Annotated in this window: 19 protein-coding genes and 2 pseudogenes; 12 read left to right on the top strand and 9 right to left on the bottom strand. The window is 63.8% G+C overall.

Annotated elements, in window-relative coordinates:
• The first annotated feature begins 9 nt into the window (after nt 1-9).
• Together ABIB28_RS13875 and ABIB28_RS13870 are read left to right on the top strand one after the other, a co-directional pair.
• Nucleotides 10-855 (top strand): pirin family protein, encoded by an 846-nt coding sequence (locus ABIB28_RS13875; protein ID WP_354288706.1) that lies wholly within the window; start codon nt 10-12, stop codon nt 853-855.
• Nucleotides 852-2,000: an NAD(P)/FAD-dependent oxidoreductase gene (locus ABIB28_RS13870; protein WP_354288705.1), complete on the top strand. Its 1,149-nt coding sequence runs from the start codon at nt 852-854 to the stop codon at nt 1,998-2,000. Before ABIB28_RS13875 ends, ABIB28_RS13870 begins: the two co-directional genes overlap by 4 nt.
• Here the strand turns inward: ABIB28_RS13870 and ABIB28_RS13865 are convergent.
• The 4 genes from ABIB28_RS13865 to ABIB28_RS13850 are packed head-to-tail and all read right to left on the bottom strand — an operon-like array spanning nt 1,990 to nt 5,557.
• Nucleotides 1,990-2,373: a hypothetical protein gene (locus tag ABIB28_RS13865; RefSeq protein ID WP_354288704.1), complete on the bottom strand. Its 384-nt coding sequence runs from the start codon at nt 2,371-2,373 to the stop codon at nt 1,990-1,992. The genes ABIB28_RS13870 and ABIB28_RS13865 overlap by 11 nt on opposite strands.
• Nucleotides 2,370-3,395 carry an amidohydrolase family protein gene (locus tag ABIB28_RS13860; protein ID WP_354288703.1) on the bottom strand — a complete coding sequence of 342 codons (1,026 nt, stop codon included), beginning with the start codon at nt 3,393-3,395 and terminating at the stop codon, nt 2,370-2,372. The genes ABIB28_RS13865 and ABIB28_RS13860 overlap by 4 nt, the downstream gene beginning before the upstream one ends.
• Complete coding sequence (locus ABIB28_RS13855) at nt 3,392-4,279, bottom strand: NAD(P)-dependent oxidoreductase (RefSeq protein ID WP_354288702.1); 888 nt, start codon at nt 4,277-4,279, stop codon at nt 3,392-3,394. Before ABIB28_RS13855 ends, ABIB28_RS13860 begins: the two co-directional genes overlap by 4 nt.
• A 54-nt stretch (nt 4,280-4,333) precedes the next feature.
• Nucleotides 4,334-5,557 (bottom strand): LysR family transcriptional regulator, encoded by a 1,224-nt coding sequence (locus ABIB28_RS13850; RefSeq protein WP_354288701.1) that lies wholly within the window; start codon nt 5,555-5,557, stop codon nt 4,334-4,336.
• A 95-nt stretch (nt 5,558-5,652) separates the two neighbouring features.
• Here ABIB28_RS13850 and ligK point away from each other — a divergent pair, with 95 nt between their 5' ends.
• From ligK to ABIB28_RS13835, 3 genes and pseudogenes are all read left to right on the top strand, one after another.
• Nucleotides 5,653-6,327, top strand: a complete 675-nt coding sequence (gene ligK / locus ABIB28_RS13845) for a 4-carboxy-4-hydroxy-2-oxoadipate aldolase/oxaloacetate decarboxylase (protein WP_354288700.1) — start codon at nt 5,653-5,655, stop codon at nt 6,325-6,327.
• Nucleotides 6,320-7,375, top strand: a complete 1,056-nt coding sequence (locus ABIB28_RS13840; RefSeq protein ID WP_354288698.1) for a 4-oxalomesaconate tautomerase — start codon at nt 6,320-6,322, stop codon at nt 7,373-7,375. The genes ligK and ABIB28_RS13840 overlap by 8 nt, the downstream gene beginning before the upstream one ends.
• Nucleotides 7,372-7,692: pseudogene (locus ABIB28_RS13835) on the top strand (amidohydrolase family protein); the annotation flags it as partial. The gene ABIB28_RS13840 and the pseudogene ABIB28_RS13835, both read left to right, overlap by 4 nt.
• A 36-nt stretch (nt 7,693-7,728) precedes the next feature.
• Here the strand turns inward: ABIB28_RS13835 and ABIB28_RS13830 are convergent.
• Complete coding sequence (locus ABIB28_RS13830; protein WP_354288697.1) at nt 7,729-9,450, bottom strand: Tn3 family transposase; 1,722 nt, start codon at nt 9,448-9,450, stop codon at nt 7,729-7,731.
• A gap of 56 nt (nt 9,451-9,506) precedes the next feature.
• Here ABIB28_RS13830 and ABIB28_RS13825 point away from each other — a divergent pair.
• Nucleotides 9,507-10,304: pseudogene (locus ABIB28_RS13825) on the top strand (biotin/lipoyl-containing protein); the annotation flags it as partial.
• A gap of 1,070 nt (nt 10,305-11,374) precedes the next feature.
• Here ABIB28_RS13825 and ABIB28_RS13820 read toward each other — a convergent pair.
• On the bottom strand, nt 11,375-12,496 hold the full coding sequence (locus ABIB28_RS13820) for a tyrosine-type recombinase/integrase (protein WP_354288696.1): 1,122 nt from the start codon (nt 12,494-12,496) through the stop codon (nt 11,375-11,377).
• A 280-nt stretch (nt 12,497-12,776) separates the two neighbouring features.
• Between ABIB28_RS13820 and ABIB28_RS13815 the strand changes: the two genes are divergently transcribed.
• The 3 genes from ABIB28_RS13815 (at nt 12,777) to ABIB28_RS13805 (ending at nt 15,452) form a co-directional block, all read left to right on the top strand.
• A complete protein-coding gene (locus tag ABIB28_RS13815; RefSeq protein ID WP_354288695.1) occupies nt 12,777-13,019 on the top strand; it encodes an AbrB/MazE/SpoVT family DNA-binding domain-containing protein in 243 nt (80 codons plus the stop codon).
• A complete protein-coding gene (locus tag ABIB28_RS13810) occupies nt 13,016-13,405 on the top strand; it encodes a type II toxin-antitoxin system VapC family toxin (protein WP_354288693.1) in 390 nt (129 codons plus the stop codon). Before ABIB28_RS13815 ends, ABIB28_RS13810 begins: the two co-directional genes overlap by 4 nt.
• A 463-nt stretch (nt 13,406-13,868) precedes the next feature.
• Nucleotides 13,869-15,452 carry a hypothetical protein gene (locus ABIB28_RS13805; protein ID WP_354288692.1) on the top strand — a complete coding sequence of 528 codons (1,584 nt, stop codon included), beginning with the start codon at nt 13,869-13,871 and terminating at the stop codon, nt 15,450-15,452.
• A gap of 165 nt (nt 15,453-15,617) precedes the next feature.
• Here the strand turns inward: ABIB28_RS13805 and istB (ABIB28_RS13800) are convergent, their stop codons facing one another.
• Together istB (ABIB28_RS13800) and istA (ABIB28_RS13795) are read right to left on the bottom strand one after the other, a co-directional pair.
• Complete coding sequence (gene istB / locus ABIB28_RS13800) at nt 15,618-16,346, bottom strand: IS21-like element helper ATPase IstB (protein WP_354288690.1); 729 nt, start codon at nt 16,344-16,346, stop codon at nt 15,618-15,620.
• Entirely contained in the window at nt 16,333-17,847 is a 1,515-nt protein-coding gene (gene istA, locus ABIB28_RS13795) for an IS21 family transposase (RefSeq protein ID WP_354288689.1), read from the bottom strand. The genes istB (ABIB28_RS13800) and istA (ABIB28_RS13795) overlap by 14 nt, the downstream gene beginning before the upstream one ends.
• Nucleotides 17,848-17,910: 63 nt before the next feature.
• Between istA (ABIB28_RS13795) and ABIB28_RS13790 the strand changes: the two genes are divergently transcribed.
• A complete protein-coding gene (locus ABIB28_RS13790) occupies nt 17,911-18,345 on the top strand; it encodes a DUF2026 family protein (protein ID WP_354288688.1) in 435 nt (144 codons plus the stop codon).
• A gap of 164 nt (nt 18,346-18,509) precedes the next feature.
• Here the strand turns inward: ABIB28_RS13790 and ABIB28_RS13785 are convergent, their stop codons facing one another.
• Nucleotides 18,510-18,848 carry a hypothetical protein gene (locus ABIB28_RS13785; protein ID WP_354288687.1) on the bottom strand — a complete coding sequence of 113 codons (339 nt, stop codon included), beginning with the start codon at nt 18,846-18,848 and terminating at the stop codon, nt 18,510-18,512.
• A gap of 154 nt (nt 18,849-19,002) precedes the next feature.
• Here ABIB28_RS13785 and istA (ABIB28_RS13780) point away from each other — a divergent pair, with 154 nt between their 5' ends.
• The gene (gene istA, locus ABIB28_RS13780; protein WP_502958246.1) at nt 19,003-20,505 is read left to right on the top strand and encodes an IS21 family transposase; all 1,503 of its coding nucleotides are present in this window, start codon (nt 19,003-19,005) and stop codon (nt 20,503-20,505) included.
• Nucleotides 20,502-21,347, top strand: coding sequence for an IS21-like element helper ATPase IstB (gene istB / locus ABIB28_RS13775; RefSeq protein WP_354288686.1), 846 nt, complete (start codon nt 20,502-20,504; stop codon nt 21,345-21,347). The genes istA (ABIB28_RS13780) and istB (ABIB28_RS13775) overlap by 4 nt, the downstream gene beginning before the upstream one ends.
• The last annotated feature ends 62 nt before the right edge of the window (nt 21,348-21,409 follow it).

Here is a 21,409-nt window from a genome sequence, read left to right as displayed (position 1 = left end):
GTTTTCATTATGGCCACTGCAGCCAAGCTCGCAGTCCAATCCCGCCCGATCGCCTACCGCACCAGCGGCAACCGCCATGGGCCGATCACCCGGCTGATGAGCCCCGGCGATCTTGGCGAAATGGTCAAGCCGTTCATCTTCCTCGATTTGTTCGAGGCCGATACCTTCCAGGGCCGCGGCTTCGCGCCGCACCCGCATTCCGGCATCGCGACCGTCACGCTGTTCCTCGACGGCAGCATGACCTATGCCGATTCGACCGGCAAACGCGGTGCGCTGCACGCCGGCGCGGTCGAATGGATGCAGGCAGGCTCCGGCGTCTGGCATGCGGGTGATCCCGCCCCGGGACAGGCGATGCGTGGGTATCAGCTCTGGCTGGCGCTGCCGCCCGAACTCGAACTGGCAGAACCGCAAAGCATATATCTCGAGCCCGACCGGATAGAGAGCGTCGGCAATGTCCGCGTGATCCTGGGGAGTTACGAAGGCAGGACCAGCCCGCTCAAGCTGCTGGTCCCGTTGACTTATCTCCACGTCAAGCTGGACGACGGCGAGCGCTGGTCCTATCAGCCCGCCGCCGATCATGACGTTGCGTGGCTCGCGCTCAACAGCGGGCGGCTACATATCGGCGATACCGTGCTCGAGCGCGAGATCGCGGTCTTTGTAGAAGGCAACGCTGCGATCGAAATGGTCGCACAAGGAGCGGTGGAACTAATCGTCGCGTCGGCCGCTAAGCACCCATATCCGCTCGTATCGGGCTATTACTCGGTGCACACCAACGCTGCGGCGCTGGCCCAGGGCGAACGCACCATCGCGGCGCTCGAGCGCACCCCTGCTGTCGCCGCGTTGCGAAGCGCATGACATTCGATCGGCAGAAAGGTCAGGCCGTGGCCGAGAAGACGCTCGTAGTGATCGGCGGCGGTGCCGCCGGTCATCAGATCGCGCATAATCTGATGGACGTGATGAACGTCACGCTGATCGATCCCAAGACCTATTGGGAAGTGCCGATGGCGCTGCCGCGTTTGCTGGTCGAGCCCGGGGCGCTTCCGGCGCGGATGGAATTTGCTGAATTCCTGCCGCGCGCACGCATCGTCCAGGCTCGTGCCATCGGCATTGCCGATCATAGCGTCGAGGTCGCCTCGGCGACCGGCAGCGAGACGATTGCGTTTGATTATGCCGTCATCGCGACCGGCTCGCGCTATCTCGATCCGCTGATCAAGGCGGAGAAGGCAACGATTGGGGAACGCAGCGCCGAAATCGCGGCTGCGCACGCCCGCCTCAAGGCCGCCAAGCACGTCGTCATCGTGGGCGGCGGCCCGGTCGGGGTCGAGGTCGCGGCCGAACTTTCCGAGACCTTCCCCGATCTGAAGATCACGCTTGTCCATTCCGCTTCGAAATTGCTCGACAACGGCCCCAGCCGGTTCGCCGCCTGGTCCGAAAAAGATTTGCGCAATCGCGGTGTAAAGCTCGTGCTCGGCGACAGCGTGATTTCGCCGGAGATGGCGCAACAACCTGAGGACGGCATCGTTGCTCTGAAGAGCGGCGCGCGGATCAAGGCCGATACGATCGTGTGGGCTGCGGGAACCCAGCCGCTGACCGAGTTCGTTAAATCGTCGTGGCCTGCCTTGGTCGATGCCAAGGGGCTGGTTGCGACCGACGACTATCTACGGGTCGCAGGGCATTCCAATGTCTTCGTGGCCGGCGATATCACGAACTTGCCGGAGGGCAGGCTAGTCATCACCGCGTCGTTCCACTTCACCTCGATCGTTGCCAATTTGAAGACGCTGGCTGAGGCCGACCCCAAGCAGGACGTGACGCTCAAGCCGTATAAGCCGGCAATCCCCGGCAAAGGCATGGGCAAGATCATGGTGGTCACGCTTGGTCGCCGCGACGGGCTCAGCTCGCTGCCGTTCGGCCAGTTCCGCGCTTCGTTCATCGCACGACACATGAAGTCCAAGAACATGTTCGTTTCAAAATATCGCAAGGATGTCGGCCTCACCGGCTGACGCGCTCATCCACCCGAGGAGACCTGTTATGACCGACGCGTTCACTCCCGCCAACAGCGCGATCCTGCTGGTCGACCATCAGCCAGGCGTGGTGCACATGACCCAGAGCGTGCCCGCCGCGCAACTCGCCGCCAATGCCGCCACGCTGGCCAAGCTCGGCACCGAACTCAACATTCCGCTGGTTCTCACCACGACGCGCGAAGACATGGCGTTCCTTGGCACGACGATCCCGGAAATCGAGGCGGTTGCGCCCGACGCCTATGCGGCGCGGGTAAAGCGAGGCGGCTCGCTCAACGCGTTTAGCGATCCCGCTTTTCTCGAAGCTGTCGCTGCGACTGGCCGCGTATACGTGAATGTCGGTGGGAGATGTCATAGGCCACGGTCCGTCAGCTTCGCATCCAGTCGTGGAAACACCCGGCGCGCATTGCCTTCGAAGATCGCTGCGCGCTCCGTCTCGGGAATGTCGAGCGCATCGACATAGCGCTTGGTGTCATCGAAATACTGCCCGGTTTCGGGATCGATCCCGCGTACCGCGCCGACCATCTCGCTGCCGAACAAGATGTTCTTGGAATCGATCACCTTCGCCAGCATATCGACGCCGGGCTGATGATAGACGCAGGTATCGAAATAGACGTTGTTCATCACATGCGTCGCCAGCGCGGGCTGCTTGAGCATATCGGCCAGGCCGCGATAACGCCCCCAATGATAGGGCACCGCGCCGCCGCCATGCGGGATGATGAAGCGCAACGTCGGGAAATCCTTGAACAGATCGCCCTGGATCAACTGCATGAACGCGATCGTGTCCGCCGCGATATAATAAGCGCCGGTCGCGTGCAGCGCCGGATTGCACGATCCGGAGACGTGGATCATCGCCGGCACGTCAAGCTCGACCATCTTCTCGTAGACCGGATACCAGAAGCGATCGGTCAGCGGCGGATGTTCGAACTTGCCACCGCCCGGATCGGGGTTGAGGTTGCAGCCGATGAAGCCGCGCTCGGTAACGCAGCGTTCCAGCTCGGCGATCGACCCGGCCATGTCGGCCTTGGGACTTTGCGGCAGCATGCACACGCCGACGAAGGTTTCGGGATAGAGATCACACACGCGGGCGATTAAATTGTTGGAATTGCGCGCCCATGCCAACGCGACGCTTTCGTCGCCGATGTGCGGGCCCATCGTCGAGGCGCGCGGCGAGAAGATCGTCATGTCCGCGCCGCGCTCCTTCAGGAGCTTCAGCTGATTGGTCTCGATCGTCTCGCGGATCTCGTCGTCGGAAATCGCGGGGTAGGGCGGCGCGACCTCGCCCGCCTTGAATGCCGCCTTCTGTGCGTCGCGCCACGCGTCATGCTGTGGCGGGGCGGTGGTGTAATGGCCGTGGCAATCGATGATGAGGGTCATGCCGCCCAATCCCTCTTTTGCTGTAAGATATCTTGCCTGCGTGGGAGCAGCGCGTCGATCTTGTCGTTCAGGCGGCGCCCTGGCTTCAACCCGAGCATGCCGATCGCGCGTTGGCGTTCCACCGTGCCGCGTGTCATCGCCGACCCAGTGCCGAGTGCGTCGAGTGTCTTGACGACTTCTTCCATCTCGGCGGCGCGGCGCAGGCCGTGGAGCATCATCCGCTCCAGATTGTAATCGGCCTTGTCGGCCCAATCCGTGCCGGGCCAGCTGGAGTTGAGCGACGACAGCACTTCTTCCGCGACGCCTGCTGCATCCGCCGCGAGGAAGCATTCGGTGGTCAGTGCCTCCAGCCCCTTGACCATGACCGAGCGGATCATCTTGATCGAGGACGCAGCACCGATCCCGCCGCTCACGATGCGCGCATCGGTGAAGCCGATCGCGGTGAGTGTGGCCATGCCTGCTTCGGCATCCGTGCCGCTCAGCAACACGGGCACATCAAGCCCCGCCGGGTGCACCGGCGCCATCACCGCGACATCGACATAGCGTCCGCCCGCCGCGACGACGTGCGCGGCGGCGGCGCGCTTGGTGTCGGGCGCGACGCTGTTGAGGTCGAGCCACAGCGCGCCAGCCTTGAGGTGCGGGGCATTCGTGCTGGCCGCGATCAGCGCTTGGTCGGCGGTGACGAGCGACAGGATCGCGTGCGTACCACTCAATGCCGCTGCGGCGGTGTCGCAAGCGCTAACGCCGTGCCGCGCAAAATCGGCGAGCTTGGCGGCGCGCGTCGCCGGGTCGTCGGTCTTGCGGTCATACCCACGCGCGGCAGCCCCGGTGGCAAAGGCTATGCCGGCCTCGCCGAAGCCGATGAAGGTGTGCGTGCTGTCCACGGCGGCCAGTTAGGCGCGAGGTGTCTTGCCGCGCCAATCGAATTGCCGGGGGTGCTATTTGTTTTCCTGAATTCTTGTGTCGATCGCCGCTTGTTCGATCAGCGCGATCAAGCTGCGCTGGGCGGCGGTCGGTCGCCAGTCCGTCCGGGTGGTGATACCGATGATGCGGGTGCCGTGCGGCAGTGGCGGCCCGATCGAGGTCAGCATCCCCGCCGTGATTTCGAGCGCGACTTGATCCGGCGATAGCAAGGTCAGCAAATCGCTGTCTTGCAGGATGCCGCGGATCACCATCACCGATCCGCATTCGATCGGCACGTCCGGCGCGACGCGGTTTGCGAACAACGCATCCCAGCGCAAGCGCAGCGGTGTGCCCGGCGCCGCGACGATCCAGCCATAGTCGCCAAGGGCTGTGAGGCCGGGATCGACGTGGCCGGACAGCGGATGCCCGGCGCGGCCGACCACCACGAGTTGGTCGGTGAACAGCGGACGCTGCTGAAAACCGGGCGGGTCTTCGTCGCGCAACGCCCCGATCATCACGTCGATCACGCCATCGCGCAGCGGATCGATCAGTTCACGCCACGACCCTTCGACCACGTCGATCACCGTGCCCGGCACTTCCCGCACGAACCGCGCGATCGCGCGCGGTAGGACGAGCGCGCGCGACAGCGGCATCGCGCCGATCGCGATGCGTCCGCCGGGGCGTTGGTCACCGCCGACCTCGGCCCCGACCTCGACGATGCCCGCTGCGATCTCGCTTGCCGCCAGTCGGATGCCGCGTGCGATCCGACGCCCCGCCGCCGTCAGCACGACATTGCGCCCGCGCCGTTCGAGCAGCGGCGCCGCGCAAATCTGCTCCAGGTCGCGCACCGCGCGGTGCAGCGCGGGTTGCGACAGTCCGCTGGCGGTTGCCGCCCCGACGAAGCTTCCGGCATCGGCGAGGCGCAGGAACGCGGCGAGTTGCGTTGCGGTCATCAAATGTTCGGGCCGCGCGAAACCGCGTCCGCCACGCGCCGCGCCGCGCGTCGATGCCGCCAGATGTTCGAACGCGGCTGCGGCGCGATCCGCCATCTGCATGCCGGCCTCGGTTGCCGAGACGCCGTCCGAATGACGCTCGAACAAGCGCCCATCGAGTTGCCGCTCGAGCTTGCCAAGGCCTTGCGTCAGCGCCGATTGTGACAGGCTGACGACGCGCGCCGCCGCACTGAGGCTGCCGTTCGAGACGACAGCGGAAAGGGCGCGCAAGTGTCGCAAGTTGAGATCGAACGGGGTAAGGGTCATCACTCATCCATAGTAAAAACTTATTGCCACTGCGCAATATGGATTGGGCGAGCACCGCGCCGGTCGCCAAGCGCAGACCGGATAGGAGAAGCGAAATGGCCGGACGCGTCGTGCGAAAGATCGAGCGGGCAAAGGCGAGCGTGATCGACGGGCTCGCCGCATGCGGCGTCGCCACGGTGCATGAAGCGCAAGGACGGATCGGCTCGCTCGCCAGCCATATGCGACCGATCTATCCAGGCGCGCGCATCGCCGGGTCGGCGGTCACCATCTCGGCCCCGCCGGGCGACAATTGGATGATCCATGTCGCGATCGAGCAATTGCAAGCGGGCGACATTCTCGTGCTGGCGCCGACGCCACCTTGCGAGGACGGCTATTTCGGGGATCTGCTGGCGACATCTGCAATCGCGCGGGGGTGTCGTGGGCTGGTGATCGACGCAGGCGTGCGTGACGTGCGCGATTTGACCCAAATGGGCTTTCCGGTGTGGTCGAAGGCGGTGTTCGCGCAAGGGACGGTCAAGGCGACGCTCGGGTCGGTGAATGTGCCGATCGTTTGCGCCAATGCCGCGATCGAACCGGGCGACGTGATCGTCGCGGATGACGACGGCGTTTGCGTGGTGAAGCGCGCCGATGCCGCCGATGTGCTGGCGAAGGCGCAAGCCCGCGAGGCCAATGAGGAATCGAAGCGCCAGCGGCTCGCGGCGGGCGAACTCGGGCTCGACATCTACGACATGCGTGGGAAGCTGGCTGAACTTGGTCTCACCTATGAGTGAGGGCGTTCGCTGCATGTGGATGCGCGGCGGGACGTCAAAGGGCGCGTTCTTCGTGGCGGACGATTTGCCCGGCGACATTGCGGCGCGCGATGCGTTTCTATTGCGCGTGATGGGGTCGCCCGATCCGCGCCAGATCGACGGGATGGGTGGTGCCGATCCGCTGACGTCGAAGGTCGCGGTCGTGTCGAAATCCACGCGCGAGGGCGTCGATGTCGATTATCTGTTCCTGCAAGTGTTCGTCGATCAAGCGATCGTCACCGATGCGCAGAATTGCGGGAACATGCTGGCTGGTGTCGGCCCCTTCGCGATCGAGCGCGGGCTTATCGCAGCAATGGCGGACGAAACCCGCGTGGCGATCTTCATGGTCAACACCGGGCAAGTCGCGATCGCCTCGGTCCAGACGCCGGGCGGCGTGCCGACCTATGACGGGGATGCGCGGATCGACGGGGTGCCGGGCAGCGCCGCGCCCATTCCGCTTGAATTCCGCGATACGGCGGGGTCGTCGTGCGGGGCACTTCTGCCGACCGGCAATGCGGTGGACATGATCGAAGGCGTGGCGTGCACGCTGATCGACAACGGGATGCCATGCGTCGTGTTCAAGGCCGCCGATGTCGGCGCGACCGGCTATGAGGATCGCGATACGCTCGATGCCGATGCCGCGTTGAAGGCGCGGATCGAGGGGATCCGGCTGCAAGCGGGACCGCTGATGAACCTCGGCGATGTCACCGCGAAATCGGTGCCCAAGATGATGCTCGTCGCAGCGCCTGCGCACGGCGGGGCGGTCACGGTACGCAGCTTCATCCCGCACCGCGCGCACGCCACGATCGGTGTGCTGGGCGCGGTGAGTGTCGCGACGGCGTGCCTGGAGGCGGGATCGCCCGCTGCCGAGCTGGCCGTGATGCCCGAGGGCAAGCGCAAGACATTGTCGGTCGAACACCCGACCGGCGAAATGACCTGCGTGCTCGAACTGGGCGCAGACGGGCACGTCGCAACCGCCGCACTGCTGCGCACGGCGCGCAAATTGATGGACGGATTCGCTTTCGCATGAGCCGCAGCCAGACCCGGATCGATGCTCCCTCGAAGCCGCAGTTTGTGCCGCCGCCCGGCGCAATCGATGCGCATGTCCATGTCTTTGGGCCGGAGGCGGAATTCCCGTTTAGCCTCAAAGCGAAATATCACCCCGAAGATGCGACGGCTGAGATGCTGTTTGGCTTACGCGACCATCTCGGCTTTGCGCGCAACGTCATCGTGCAGGCGAGCTGTCACGGCACTAATAATGATGCGACGCTGAACGGTATCGCCAAGTCGGGCGGCTTGGCGCGCGGCGTCGCGGTGGTCGATCCGGACATCACCGATGCCGAGTTGCATGGGGCTCCGTGGGCATTTCATCAGCGGTGTACGCTAAGGAAAGACGAAGTTCCGGGGATTGAAGCGGTTGGCCCGGATCGGGCGATATCGTTCGTGGGGTTGGTCAATTTCGTTCCAGAGATAGTCGCCGGTCGGGGCGATATGGCTCCAGGGTAGCGGCGCGACCTGGGCGAGGAACGCATCGGGGATGGGGTTGCCCTGATGATGCACGAAGCGGACGGCGCGACTGACATAGACGTTGTTCCACAGGATGATCGCGTTGACGGCGAGATTGAGGCCTGAGGCTCGGTATGCCATCGTATCGGCGACGCGATTGCGCAATTCTCCGAGTTGATGGAGGAACACAGCGCGTGCCAGGGCATGACGGCTCTCACCCTTGTTCAGGAAGGCGTGCGAACGCCGGCGCAGCCTGGTGTCCAGCAGCCAGTCACAGATGAAGATCGAGCGTTCGATCCGCCCGATATCGCGCAGCGCGACCGACAATCCGTTCTGGCGTGGCGTCGCGGCGATCGTCTTGAGGATCACCGAGGGGGGCACGAGCCCGGCGCCGATCGATGCGCCGAGCCGCAGCACCTCGTCCCAGTGCGGCTCGATCCTGCCCATAGCGATGGTGCCGCCAATCAGCGCATCGAGCGGATCATAGGCGCTGTCGGGTTCGATCACGAACAGCCGACGATTGCCCAGGTTGCGGATGCGCGGGATGAGCCGGTAGCCGAACAGGTGGAACATGGCAAAGATCGTCTCGGTCGCGCCCGCGGTATCGGTGGCATGCTCGTGTATCTCGACCGAGCTTTCGTTGTGAACGAGCCCGTCGAGCACATAGGGCGCTTCGCTTTCGGAGGCGGAGATCAGCCGGGAGAAGAAGGAAGCGTACCGGTTGGAGAGGAACCCGTAGAGCGAGGCGCCGGGCCGCTTGCCGTATTGGGCGTTATAATCGAGGCTGGCCTCGCCGCGACCACCAGCGGGGAAGAACTGTCCGTCGGACGAGGATACATGGCCATCGCCCCAGATCGCCGCGAACGGATGGGCCTGTTGCGCATCGACCAGCACGGCGGTCGCGCTCGCATAGGTTTCGGAGCGAAGATGGCGATCCACCATCAACATCATTCGGTGGATGGTGACGCCGCGCAAGCTTTCTGCCATGCGCTCGGTCCCGGCATTGGTCGCATCGGCAAGAATGGCGGCCATCAGGGCGGCTTCGTCGTCTGCGGTTTCTCCGGTGCGATAATGGGTGAAGCTGTCGAGAAACCCGGTCCAGCGGTGAACTTCGGCAAGCAGGCTGGTGATCCCGACGCGCGGCACGAGCGTATAAAGACGACGGCTTAGCCTGTTGATACGGTCGCGTTCCTCCTCGCCGATCGGACTCACCGACAGCCCCTTGCCGGTCAGGGTCGCGTCGGGGATCGCATCGGCCGCGGCCGCCTGCGCGAGGGCTTTCAGCCGGGCATCGAGGGTGGCGGTACGCTCCTTGCGCCAGGCATCGAAGCTGTCCGGCACGGAGAGCCCCAGACGCTGCTCGGCGCGCATCAGGTCGAAGGTCGGTCGCGGCAACAGATGGTCTTCGAAAATGCGCCAGGCCCGGCTGCCTTCGACCCATCTATCGCCGGCGCGCAGCCGCTCGCGCAGGTGAACAAAAACCGCGACCTCCCATGCGCGGGTATCGAGATCCCCGCTGTTCGAGCGGACGCGACGCCGCCATTTGCGGGTCAGGAATGACAGCGGCACCGTCCTGGGCAGCCTGCCGCCCGCATACACCGCCCGCAGAAGTTCGATCGACGCCAGAATCTGATCGGTCGGGCGGAACGACCGGAAGCTGGGCGCCGACGCGCGCGGCGGCGATCGATCTCCAGATCGCGGCGCTCGATGCGTTCGTGGTCGAAGGACCGGGCAACAACATCGATTTCCTGTCGGCGATCATGCAGCATCCGCGGTTTCGCGACGGCGCGCTGACCACCGGGTTCATCGCGGAGGAATATCCCGACGGCTTCCACGGTGCTCCGGCAAGCGCGGCATTGCTGCGCACGCTCGCGGCGACCGCTGCTTTCGCAGCGACCGCCGAGGCGGACCGGGCGTGGCGGACCGACGGGCAGCTCGGGCAGCGGCTGCATCCGCCGGCCAACTGGGTGGTGCAGATCGGCAAGATCGATCACGCGGTGTCGATCTCGACCGACGAAATCGTCGTCGATGGCGAGGAACTGCCCCTGTCGCTCGAATATACGCAGGGGGACCGGATGGTGCACGTCGATGGCGACGAGGCGCTGACGGTGCGGATCGCGCGGACGCGAACCGGCTTTCGGATGACGACGCGCGGGGCGAGCCATGTCGCGCGGGTGCTGCCGGCGAAGGTGGCGCCGCATGCGCGTCACCTGATCGAGAAGATCCCGCCCGATCTGTCGCGCTTACTGATCTGCCCGATGCCGGGGCTGCTGGTGCGGCTCGACGTCGTGGTAGGCGACAAGGTCGAGGCGGGGCAGCCGCTCGCGGTGGTCGAAGCGATCAAGATGGAAAACATCCTGCGCGCCGAGAAGACCGCGAGGGTCAAGTCGGTGGAGGCGAAGGCGGGTGACAGCCTGGCGGTGGATCAAATGATCCTGGAATTAGCCAGCTGAAATTGTTTGTTCGGTCGCTGCGACCGCATCGATCTAAACGAGCGAGATCGAACGAAGAAACGCTATGCAGCTGCCGCAGCGGCGCTCGATGGCGTGTTGTTGGTTGTAATGACGGTCTTTGCGGGCAAGTCCCACTTGCGTGGTATCCTGTCGGCGCGGTCGATACTGGTCGCGGGCGGGAACAAATCATCGAGAAATGGAGAACGCCGCCAAGGAAGGACGCCCCACTTTGTTCCGCCTGCGCCCTGCCGCTGCTGAGTAGGAACATGTCGTCATGATCACCACCGATCTCTCGGTTTTTAGCGACCATAGCTCAACTCTCCGTTCATTCTGATTGCGACGGCGTCTGGCGTGAACCGTCGGAGGTCGCCGCCAGGAATACTGTGGGCTACGTTCCTCAAGAGAAGCTCACGGTTTCCTTGATTGACGCTCATGTCGCGGCTGGGGTGTGAGCGGCACCGCATGTCGTGGTCGTTACAGAGCGTCCCAAGGCGCGGATTACTATAGAGCATTCAGAGACACGTTTCCGAAAAGGAAGCCACGATTTTGGTAATCGACATTCGAGCCGCAGGATCAGTCTAGACGGCTTGAACATCCACGATCCGCAATACTTGGCCGACGTCCAGCCACCCTCGCCCGGGAATTCTATAAACGCCACCCACAGCTAGATCGCCTACGCTCGCGAGCAGGCCAGCCGCTGCGTCTGGACCCAGAGGGACAATCGGATCGTCACGGCTTCGCCGGCCGATCAGCCGGCGCATTAGTCAATCGCCAGCGGGAACCCTACAATCGAATTTGCTGCGCAACGCTTCACCGCTTCACCATCAGGTGGCTTTAAGCAAAGCGTGAGGTCAAAACGGTTGCCACAGCTCGCCACCAGCGGAAGTGTCGCGGCGACGTTCACGATTTAATCAGCGAAAAGCGCTAGCCGGAGGCAGACCGGCCTTTTTATCACGATGTGTATTTCAATGGTATATTTGAATCACTAGGAAGCAATCGGAATAACATCATCATGCAAGGCTAAGTATTTAAATTGAAATCTGGGGGAGTAAGCGATTAGGAAGGCGCAATTACAAGAAGCGCTCACCCGCATGTTCTCGAAATTTCTCATGGTCCCGCACATATTCAGCAACCATCTCTAATGACGAATGCCGGCTATGCTCCTTCATCTTAAACAAATTGGCGTTCTGGCGGCCAGCCTCGGTCAGGAAGCCGGCGCGTAGTGAATGACCCGAGAACAGCTCGGGCGCATAGCCGGCAGCGACCGCAGCCGCCTTCACCACGAGCGCCACGCCCTGCGCGCTCATCCGCTTGTCGGTCAGGCGGCCTTGCGGCGTCAGCTTACGGAATACGGGGCCGCTGGTGATCCCGGCCCTCTCCAACCAGGCGCGATAATGTCGCACCGGCTCGAGCCTGCGCCCGTCGGGAATGGCGACGGTGTGGCCTTTGCCTTCCTGGTCGGTCTTCGAGTTCGCGATGCGGATCAGCAGCCCGCGGCTGTCTTCGCTGACACATTCAACTGTTATTGCCACAAGCTCGGAACGCCTGAAGGCGCCGGCCATTCCGATCGCGAGCAATGCGCGGTCGCGACAGGCGCGCAGATCATCGCCAAAGATCGCGCGGACCATGTCGCGCAGCACGTCGCCGTCGGCAGGGCGCTTCTTGCCTGGCATTTCCCCGCGCTTGTCTTTGCGGATGCCGCGCATTGCCCGCTCCAGGCGTGCCGCGTCAGGCTGCGAAGTCGGCGGCTCAACGTCCGCGGCGCGATGCGCGAACACGATCGCAGCGAGCCGTCGGCCAATCGTCGCGCGGCCGAGCGGCACCGGCTCTTTGCGCGGCAGCACCGTCCCGCGCTTTGTTCGGCGAAGCTCCTGAGGACTGAACCCGCTCTCGGCTAGCAGGGTCAGGAACGCGGCGACGGTCGCCGGCGTCGCTGGGAGCGGCCGATAACCGCTTTCCTGACACCACGCGCAGAAAAGACGCCAATCCGATTTGTAGGCGCGCAACGTCGCGTCGGCCGAGGCCCGGCGGACATAGTCGTCGACACGCTCGCGATCGTCGGGCGCAAGCTGCGGGAGATACGGCTCGAGCGACTGAACCTGGTCGAACACCACCAGCGCGTCAGCCACGATACCAGCCAGATCCGAAGGATCGACGTGCTCCGCGTCATCGATGCCACTATCGTCGGCCATGCCGACCTCCCGAGTTGCGATCGTCCAAACCGAAACAAGCGCGTGAGCGACCGTCCCGGAACCTTTGGAATCGATACCCGAACGCCCGATCTGAGGCCAGTATGTAATTAGCGGGAATCATGCTTATCGCTAAATAGGTGGCGTGGCATAGAGTGGAGAACGTGCCATAAATGGCACTACAAGCCACACTGGAGGAATATTGCACAATCCTTCCGGCTTGTTTTAGAAGTGTCTCTGGTGCTATTCCTGGTGACTATTCCGTCGAGAAAGTTAGTGTCCCGTGTCCATGCAAGTGAACATAACGCCCAATGGTCGCATGAGCCTACCGGCGGGCATTCGCAAACGGCTCGGTCTCGAAGCAGGCGGCGCGGTGCTGATCGAGGAAACCGCTGACGGGGTGATCCTACGAACGGTTTCGCAAGCCGTGGCGCGCGCCCAGGCGATCGCCAAGAAATATTCCGATCACCCGGACGCCTCGGTTGATGCCTTTATCGCCAGTCGCCGCACGGAAGGCGGAGAGTGATCACCGCAGTTCTTGATGCCTCCGCCATCATTGCCCTGCTCAAAGGGGAACGCGGCGCAAGCAAGGTCGCAAGCGTCGTGGCCGAAGCGGTGGTAGGCGTGTTCAACCAAGCGGAAGTCGTCTCCCACTACATTCATCTCGGCGCGCCGATCGACGAGATCCGCGCCATGTTGAGTGCGTTGCCTTACACAATCGTGGCTGCAGACGAAGCGCTGGCTTGGGAAGCCGGCGGGCTGCGGGCACTGACAAGCTCGGTAGGGCTCTCGCTCGGTGACCGCTTTTGCCTGGCCTTGGCCAAGCAAATCGGCATGCCGGCCTTTACTGCGGATCGGGCGTGGAGGGACGTGGCTGCGGACGTTGGTGTAAAGGTCGTATTGATCCGCTGACATCGCCGTTCTCAAACCGAAACTCACCCGAAGATTTGACGAGAAACCGGGGGACCGTCGCCCAGTCACAGGCTCTCAGCGCGCGTTCGCTACCTCGAATTTCAGACCTTTGTTCCTATTGGTTGACGCGCCGTCGAACCGCCCAAAGCGGGCAATGGCTGGCGAACATCGGGACTTTCCTGCCGTTTCAGGATGAAATGTTTAATCGCAGGTGCCGCCAAGAGCGGACGTCCAGCACCTTGTCTACCGGCTATCAGAGAGCGACAGAGGCTGGCCATCAGCGGTACTACAGGTTTCAAGCATCGCGTCCGTGGAGGTGGAGGTGGAGGTGGAGGTTCGCCACAGCGCAGGCTCAGATAGCGGATTAGCACTGCCCTCCGGTCTCCAATGACGATCAACGTGGGGAGCGTAAAATTCACACAACCATCTTGGCGGAATCGATCCGATCGCCGATGATATAACCATGATTGATGTGCGTTGGACTGGCCGGGAGGGCGAAAAGATTTTCAGTCTCTTGTGTAGTCGTCGTCAAGTGACCTGCAACAAGGCGGAAGAAGATGATCGAGGCTGGGATTTTATTATCAACTTCCCGCCGCCTCCAATCGTAAAGGTGCCGATCGATCAACGCTCGGTCGGTGCCACCGCGCTCGTCCAGATCAAGGCGACCCATGTCGAGGCGCAACGCTGGTCAATCAGTTTGAAAAATGCTCTCAGCCTAGCCCGCTCGCCGCTTCCCGCTTTTATCGTATGCGTCGGGATCGGCTCGAGCGGCGAGGAGACGTTTCGTGCAATCCACCTGTGGAACCTGGCGATCGCTCGCATTCTGAAAGCCGCGCGCCAGGCACACGTCGAGAAGGATGAAGCGATAAACCGTCGGACGCTTTCGTTCGACTTTGACGAGCAGACGACGCGCTCCGACGTGCTTGGTTGGATGCGGGCGCAAGTCGATGAGATCGGCGAAACACGTTATGCCGCCGCAAAGCAACTCCTCGTCGATACGCTCGGTTTCGATGAGGGGCACGGCATCGGGCACGTCACCTTTAGCACAGCATCCCCAGACGCGCTCGCCGACCTTCAACTCGGTATCCTTACAAGGCTCGACATTGATCGCTTCAGCTACACGCCGCGGCGCTTCGGGATCGATAGCCCCGAACCGGAGATGGTCATCGAAGGCGGCACGCTCGAGATAGTCCCGCAGGGCCGACAGGGAACCGTCCGGCTACGCGCAGCCAACGGCGAGCAGGAGTTTCTACCGGCCGAGGTCTTCTCTGCAGCGCTACCGGGCACGCGGCGCCTCAAAGGGCGGATTAAGGCTGACTGGCTCGACATGGTCATCAAGCCGCACGACCAGACAAGCTCCAAGTGTCGGCTGCTCGGTAATAAAGTTTCGTCGCTCGAAAGTATTGCCGGCTATGCGTTGCTGCGTCAGTCATCGCAGGCGAACCGATTACTGATCAGCGTAAAAACCAAAGGCCCCTATAGCGACTTGGGCTTTCTCAACATGAAGCCCAATATGGATGAGGGCTGGTCGCAGCTCTATTTCATCACCCAGGCGCTGCGCGCGCTGGTGACCTACGAAAACGCGGATCCTTTGCATACTTCACTGGAGGCGATCAATGCGCAGTTCGTGCCACTCTCCGTCGTCGATGCACTGGTGGCGAGCCGGGCGCTGCGCCTTGAATTCACGCCGGTCGAGACCCGCGCCGGCGAGATCGGCGTCTTCCTTGCTTACACCTCTGTCGCGTTCGGCGACCATGAAGTGGGGGCGGTAGCTTCTAGGCTGGTGGTTAAAGACCGGATGATCGGTTCACGTCGTCACATCGATTTCGGACCGGCGACCATCCACCATGCGTCGGTGAATGACGGGTGCGCGGTTAACATGCGCGAACGGTATCTCGATCTTCTTGACGAAATGTCCGAGACGCTCGACGTGCTCGCTTTCGGTGACCTGCAGCGCTCGGCGTCTCGTAAGGAAGAGCGCGAGCTTGTGATCGATACGCCGCGCCAGACGCCTCGCCGTCTTCTGACGGCGTCCGCGTGTAAATAGGCGTTGAACCGGGACCCCCGATCGGCGTCGACGAGGGACCCCCTAGCCGCATTGAGCTGGCGTCGATGATGGAGTGCCGTTCGCGGTGCTCGCGGCGTAGGGAGGGCGTAGCCCGACCGGAGGCGCGAGCACCGCGAACAGCTCTTTCTGGGTACCGTGGCGGGATCAGCTGCGGTTCTTGAAGCGCCAGCTGTCGTTGCCGGTTTCGATGATGTCGCAGTGGTGGGTGATGCGATCGAGCAGCGCGGTCGTCATCTTGGGATCGCCGAACACGCTGGGCCACTCGCCGAACGTCAGGTTGGTGGTGATGATCACCGACGTGTGCTCGTAGAGCTTGCTGATCAGGTGGAACAGCAGCTGGCCGCCCGAGCGGGCGAACGGCAGATAGCCAAGCTCGTCGAGCACCACGAGCTCGTGGCGACGCAGCTGGGCCGCGAGCGCGCCGGCCTTGCCGATCCGCGTCTCCTCCTCGAGCTGCGTCACCAGATCGACGGTGTTGAAGTAGCGACCGCGGACACCGGCGCGGATGACGCTGGCGGCGATCGCGCTGGCGAGGTGGGTCTTGCCGGTGCCCGTGCCCCCGACCAGCACGACGTTGCGGCGGCCTGGCAGGAACGAGCCTGCGTGAAGCGAGCGCACCAGCCCTTCGTTGATCGGGGTGTTCTCGAACACGAACGCGTCGAGGTCCTTCACGACCGGCAGCCTGGCAGCCGTCATGCGGTAGCGGATCGAGGCGGCATGACGGTGTGCGCCTTCTGCGCGCAGCAGATCGCTCAGGATCTCCATCGCGGTGCGCTTGCGCTGCACCCCTGCGGTGACCGCGTCATCGAACGCGCCTGCCATGCCCTTGAGCCCGAGCCCGCGCATCGCGTCGATCATCTCATGCCGCTGCATGAAGGCCTCGCAGGCTGTCGTAGCGAGCGCAGTTGGCGATTGGCGGGTGCATCAGCGTTAGATCCTCAGACGTGACGATGGATGCAGGTCGGGGCGGCTCTCGCCGCCGTGACAGGATGTTGAGGATCACCTCGTCGCTGACCGCACCGGCGTCGAGCGCTTCGCGAACGGCGCCCTCGACGGCATCCAGGCCATCGCTGAGGACGGCTGCAAGAACGCGGACGAACCGCCGATCGGCGTCGTCGTCGCTGCCGAGCTTGCGGCGCAGCCGAGCGAGCGCAGGCGGTAGATCCCAGCCCTGGAACGGCGCCCCGTTGCGTAGCGCGCCAGGCTTGTTCACCAGCACCGGTAGATAATGCCAGGGATCGTAGATCGTCCGGTCGCGACCGAAGAACCGGGGATGATCGGCGATCACTTCGTCGCCCATCCGCACGACGATCCGGTCCGCGTAGGCCCGGACCTGGACCGCACGACGCACCGCCTTGGCGGCAACCGAGTAGCGGTTCCGGTCGAAGCTGATCAGGCAGGTCCCGGTCACCGCATGCTGCGTCTCGTGGAAGCCGTCGAACGGTGCGAGCATGGGCTGGAGCGCGGGCCGTTCTAACTCCAGCGCCTGCGCGACCGTCATCTCTTTATGCTCGGGGTGCGCATGCATCTCCGCCCAGCGGCGGCACTCGGCTTCCAGCCAGCCGTTCAGCTCCTCCAGACTGGCGAACCGCGGCCGCGGTTTGAAGAGCCGCCCTCGGATCGTCTGGACCTGATGCTCGACCTGGCCCTTCTCCCAGCCGGCCGCTGGCGAGCAGGCGGTCGGCTCGACCATGTAATGATCCGCCATCACCAGGAAGCGACGGTTGAACACGCGTTCCTTGCCCACGAACACGGTCGTCACCGCGGTCTTCATGTTGTCGTAGATGCCGCGCAGCGGCACCCCTCCGAAGAAGGCGAAGCCGCGCGCATGCGCGTCGAACACCATCTCCTGCGTCTCGCGCGGATACGCCCGGACATAGACCGCCCGCGATGCGCAAAGCCGTACATGGGCGACTTTCACGCGCATCGGCTTGCCCGCGATCTCCACGTCTTCGTGGCTCCAGTCGAACTGGTACGCCTCGCCCTGCCTGAACAGCAGCGGGATAAATGCCGCTACGCCGGCGCCGGGATCCTTGCGCCGCGCCTCCGCCCAGCGCGTGGCGTAGCGCCGGACCGCATCGTACGATCCCTCAAAGCCGTCGCGCAGCAGCAGATCGTGGATACGCGTCATCCGCAGCCGATCGCGACGCGGGCGCGCCTCGTTCTCGGCGAGCAGTGTATCAAGCCGCTCCTGGAACGGTCCGATCCGCGGCAGCGGCTGCACTGAACGATGATAGTCGAACGAACCTTCCGGTGCCCGGATCGCCTTGCGCACCACCTTGCGCGACAATCGAAGATCTCGCGCGATCGCCTTGATCGGCTTGCCGCCGGCGTACTCACGCCGAACCCGAACCACAGTCTCCACCACCAACATCCCGATCTCGCCGCCTGAGAATACCCAGGCCGCTGTCTAAACCATCGAAATGAGGGGTCCCTTTTGGACGCCGATCACCCCGCTAAGGGGGTCCTTTTTGCACGCCGATCCACACCCGATGCCTTCCACATGTGGATCCAAACCGATACCCATGTGATCGACTTCATGGCGCCGATCTACCGCGAGGCGTTCGCTGAACATCCGGCTGCCATCGAGTTGCCGCGCCGAATGATGCAGCGCCGGCACGAGGTCGAAGCGCCGAGTCTGGATGACCTCACACGCGCAGGCGATTTTCGCCACTTCCCTGACCCCGACTTGACCGAGGAACTGGTCGACCATTTCCTCGGTCGGCCCATCAACGCCGACCTTATCCAGGTCGCGACCGCCTGGTATGGTCGCCGGCGCGCGAACCAAGCTCCGACCTTCGCGATGGGGGACAAGAAGGGCAGCGTAACCCGGCTCGGGCTGGCGATGACCCTCGCAAACGGATCCTGGTAGGTCCGCGCCGACGGCCTTTAAGGGACTGAGCGATCGCGGCCAGCCAGACGACTGTAAATGAGCGATATCCATACCTGAGAAAGGCTCCTTCGACACCGACCGGCCTGATGGCCGTCCAAGCAACGGCGTTGGTCTCGCTCGTAGAGAGGACCGCCCCTTATCCTTCAATCGAGTCCGGGAAGCGGAGTAGGGGACCAAGTACCATCCGCCACGGGCATCAGATACATCGCCTCGACCGGACAGGTTGGTGCTTCTACCAGGAGAAAGTCGGCTAGTTCGCGCGTAAGGCAATCTTGCCCGAATTGCGCGACCAGAAGCACCGCACACGCTGCGACTGCAGCGAAGCCGTTCGCCAATGTCGCGCGCTCGAACTCATGTTCGCGGTTGTGCTTCACCCCATGATAGGCGGCAAACGAGGACAGTGATTTGGTCGGGTCGGTGGCCTTCCAGTTCGCGAACGGAGATATCTGCGGCGCGGCGATCTGGATGAGAACGCGCGACAACCAGGATGAGGATCGTGAGGGGCTGCGGCGGCGCAGGGCGTAGCCCGGAGCCGACGTAGCCCCTCACGATGGCGCGTTCCTGAAGGGGCGTTGCCGCTGATGATCACGGTCGGTCGGGTATCCCCGGCTTCCTCGCTCGCAGAGGAAGCCGCTGATGCCCGGTCGCCACGTCAACGCTCATCAGATGAGGCTCTATATGAAGTTCCGACACAGTGACGGCGTCGCGACAGCGGCTGCCAGGGCCGGGTTCAGCATGGCGACCGGATATCGGATCGCGCACGATCCGCAGCTACCATCGCAGAAGGCGGGTGTCCGGGAACGGCGGCGCCCCGACCCCTTGGCCGATATCTTCGACGCCGAGGTCGTGCCGCTGCTGCGTGAAGCGCCCGGCCTGCGCTCGGTCGCGGTGTTCCAGGAGATGCTGCGTCGCCATCCCGATCTTGGCACTGGGATCCGGCGGACGCTGGAGCGGCGCATCCGCGACTGGCGAGCGGTCCATGGCGAGGAGCAGGAGGTGATCTTCCGCCAGACCCACGAGCCGGGCCGGATGGGACTGTCGGACTTCACCGATATGGCCGATCTCGACGTCACCGTTGCCGGCGTGCGCCTCGACCATCGGCTCTATCACTTCCGTCTCGTCTGGTCGGGGTTCGAGCATGCCCATGTGATCCTCGGTGGCGAGAGCTATGTCGCGCTCGCTGAAGGGTTGCAGAACGCGTTGTGGGCGCTCGGCGGCAGCCCGCTCGATCATCGCAGCGACAGCCTGTCCGCTGCGTTCCGCAACCTGGACGCCGATGCCCGAGCCGATCTGACCCGCCGCTACGATGCGCTGTGCGAGCATTACGGCATGACGCCGAGCCGCAACAACCGCGGCGTCGCGCATGAGAACGGATCGGTCGAGAGCGCACACGGTCATCTGAAGAAGATCGTGCGCGACGCGCTGCTGATGCGCGGCAGCGCCGCGTTCGACGACCTGGCCGCCTATCGTCGGTTCATCGACGAGGTGATCGCTGCCAAGAACCGCCGGGCGGCAGCACGGATCGATGCCGAGCGCGCCCACCTCAAGCTGCTACCCGACCGCCGGACCAGCGATTACGAGGAGGTGATCGTCACCGTCACCTCAAGCAGCGGCTTCACGTTGCGCAAGGTGTTCTACACCGTCCCCTCGCGGCTGATCGGGCACCGTCTGCGCGTCCGGCTCTATGACGATCGGCTCGACGTCTTCCTGGGCGCGACCAGGCTGATGACGCTCCTGCGCGGGCGATCGGCCGGGAACGGCAAGCACGGTCACGTGGTCGATTATCGTCATGTGATCCACTCGCTGCGGCGCAAGCCGATGGCGCTGATCGGCATCGTCTACCGCGAGCAGCTGTTCCCGCGCGAGGCGTATCGGCGGATGTTCGACCGGCTCCTCGAGCAACTGCCCGATCGTGTCGCCTGTCGCACGATGGTCGAGCTGCTCGCGCTCGCGCACGAGCGGGCCTGCGAGTCAGAACTTGCCGTTATCCTGGCTGCCGATCTCGATGCCAGTCGGTTGCCGGACATGGCGGCACTGCGCCGGCGCTTCGCGCCAGATCCCGCAACACTCCCCGAGGTCGTCGTCACGCTGGCAGCGCTCAGCACATACGATATCCTGCTGAACGGAGTGGCGGCATGACCAGCAAGACCCAGCCGATCGACGCGCAGCGTCTGACGCTCATCCTCAATGACCTGCGTCTTCCCGCGATCAAGCACCACTGGCCCGATATGGCCGCGCGCTCGGACAAGGAGGGCTGGCCCGCTGCCCGCTTCCTGGCCGCGCTTGCCGAGCACGAGATCGCCGAACGCGATCGGCGCCGCATCGAGCGGCACCTTGGCGAGGCCAAGCTCCCACCAGGAAAAACGCTCGACAGCTTCGCGTTCGATGCCGTGCCGATGATCTCGCGTGCCCAGGTCATGGCGATCTGCGCGGGCGACGGTTGGCTCGAACAGGGCGCCAACCTCATCCTGTTCGGCCCGCCGGGCGGCGGCAAGAGTCACCTCGCGGCCGCGATCGGCCTCGCGCTGATCGAGAATGGCTGGCGCGTGCTGTTCACCCGTACCTCCGATCTCGTCCAGCGCCTCCAAGTCGCGCGTCGCGAACTCACGCTTGAGGCCGCCATTGCCAAGCTCGATAAATACCATCTGCTGATCCTCGACGACATGGCCTACGTCACCAAGGACCAGGCCGAGACATCGGTCCTCTTCGAACTCATCAGCGCGCGCTACGAGCAGCGCTCGATGCTCATCACCGCCAACCAGCCGTTCGGCGAATGGAACCGGATCTTCCCCGACCCCGCCATGACCCTCGCGGCCGTCGATCGCCTCGTCCACCACGCCACCATCTTCGAGATGAACGTCGAGAGCTACAGACGCCGCACCGCCGTACAGCGACGCACCGGTGCCGGACGACCGCCGACCTACGCGACAATCAAGACGGTCGAGCAGGCGGCGCCCAGCGACAATCAGACCGTCACATAAATCTTGCCAGCGACAGACAGAGCCGCCATCCCTGTCGCGCCGCGACAATCAGTTCTCATCCT

Origin of the sequence: Sphingomonas sp. UYEF23 (assembly GCF_040546165.1) — a bacterium.
Taxonomy (GTDB): Bacteria; Pseudomonadota; Alphaproteobacteria; order Sphingomonadales; family Sphingomonadaceae; genus Sphingomonas; species Sphingomonas glacialis.
This window is presented reverse-complemented; position numbering and strand designations above follow the sequence as displayed.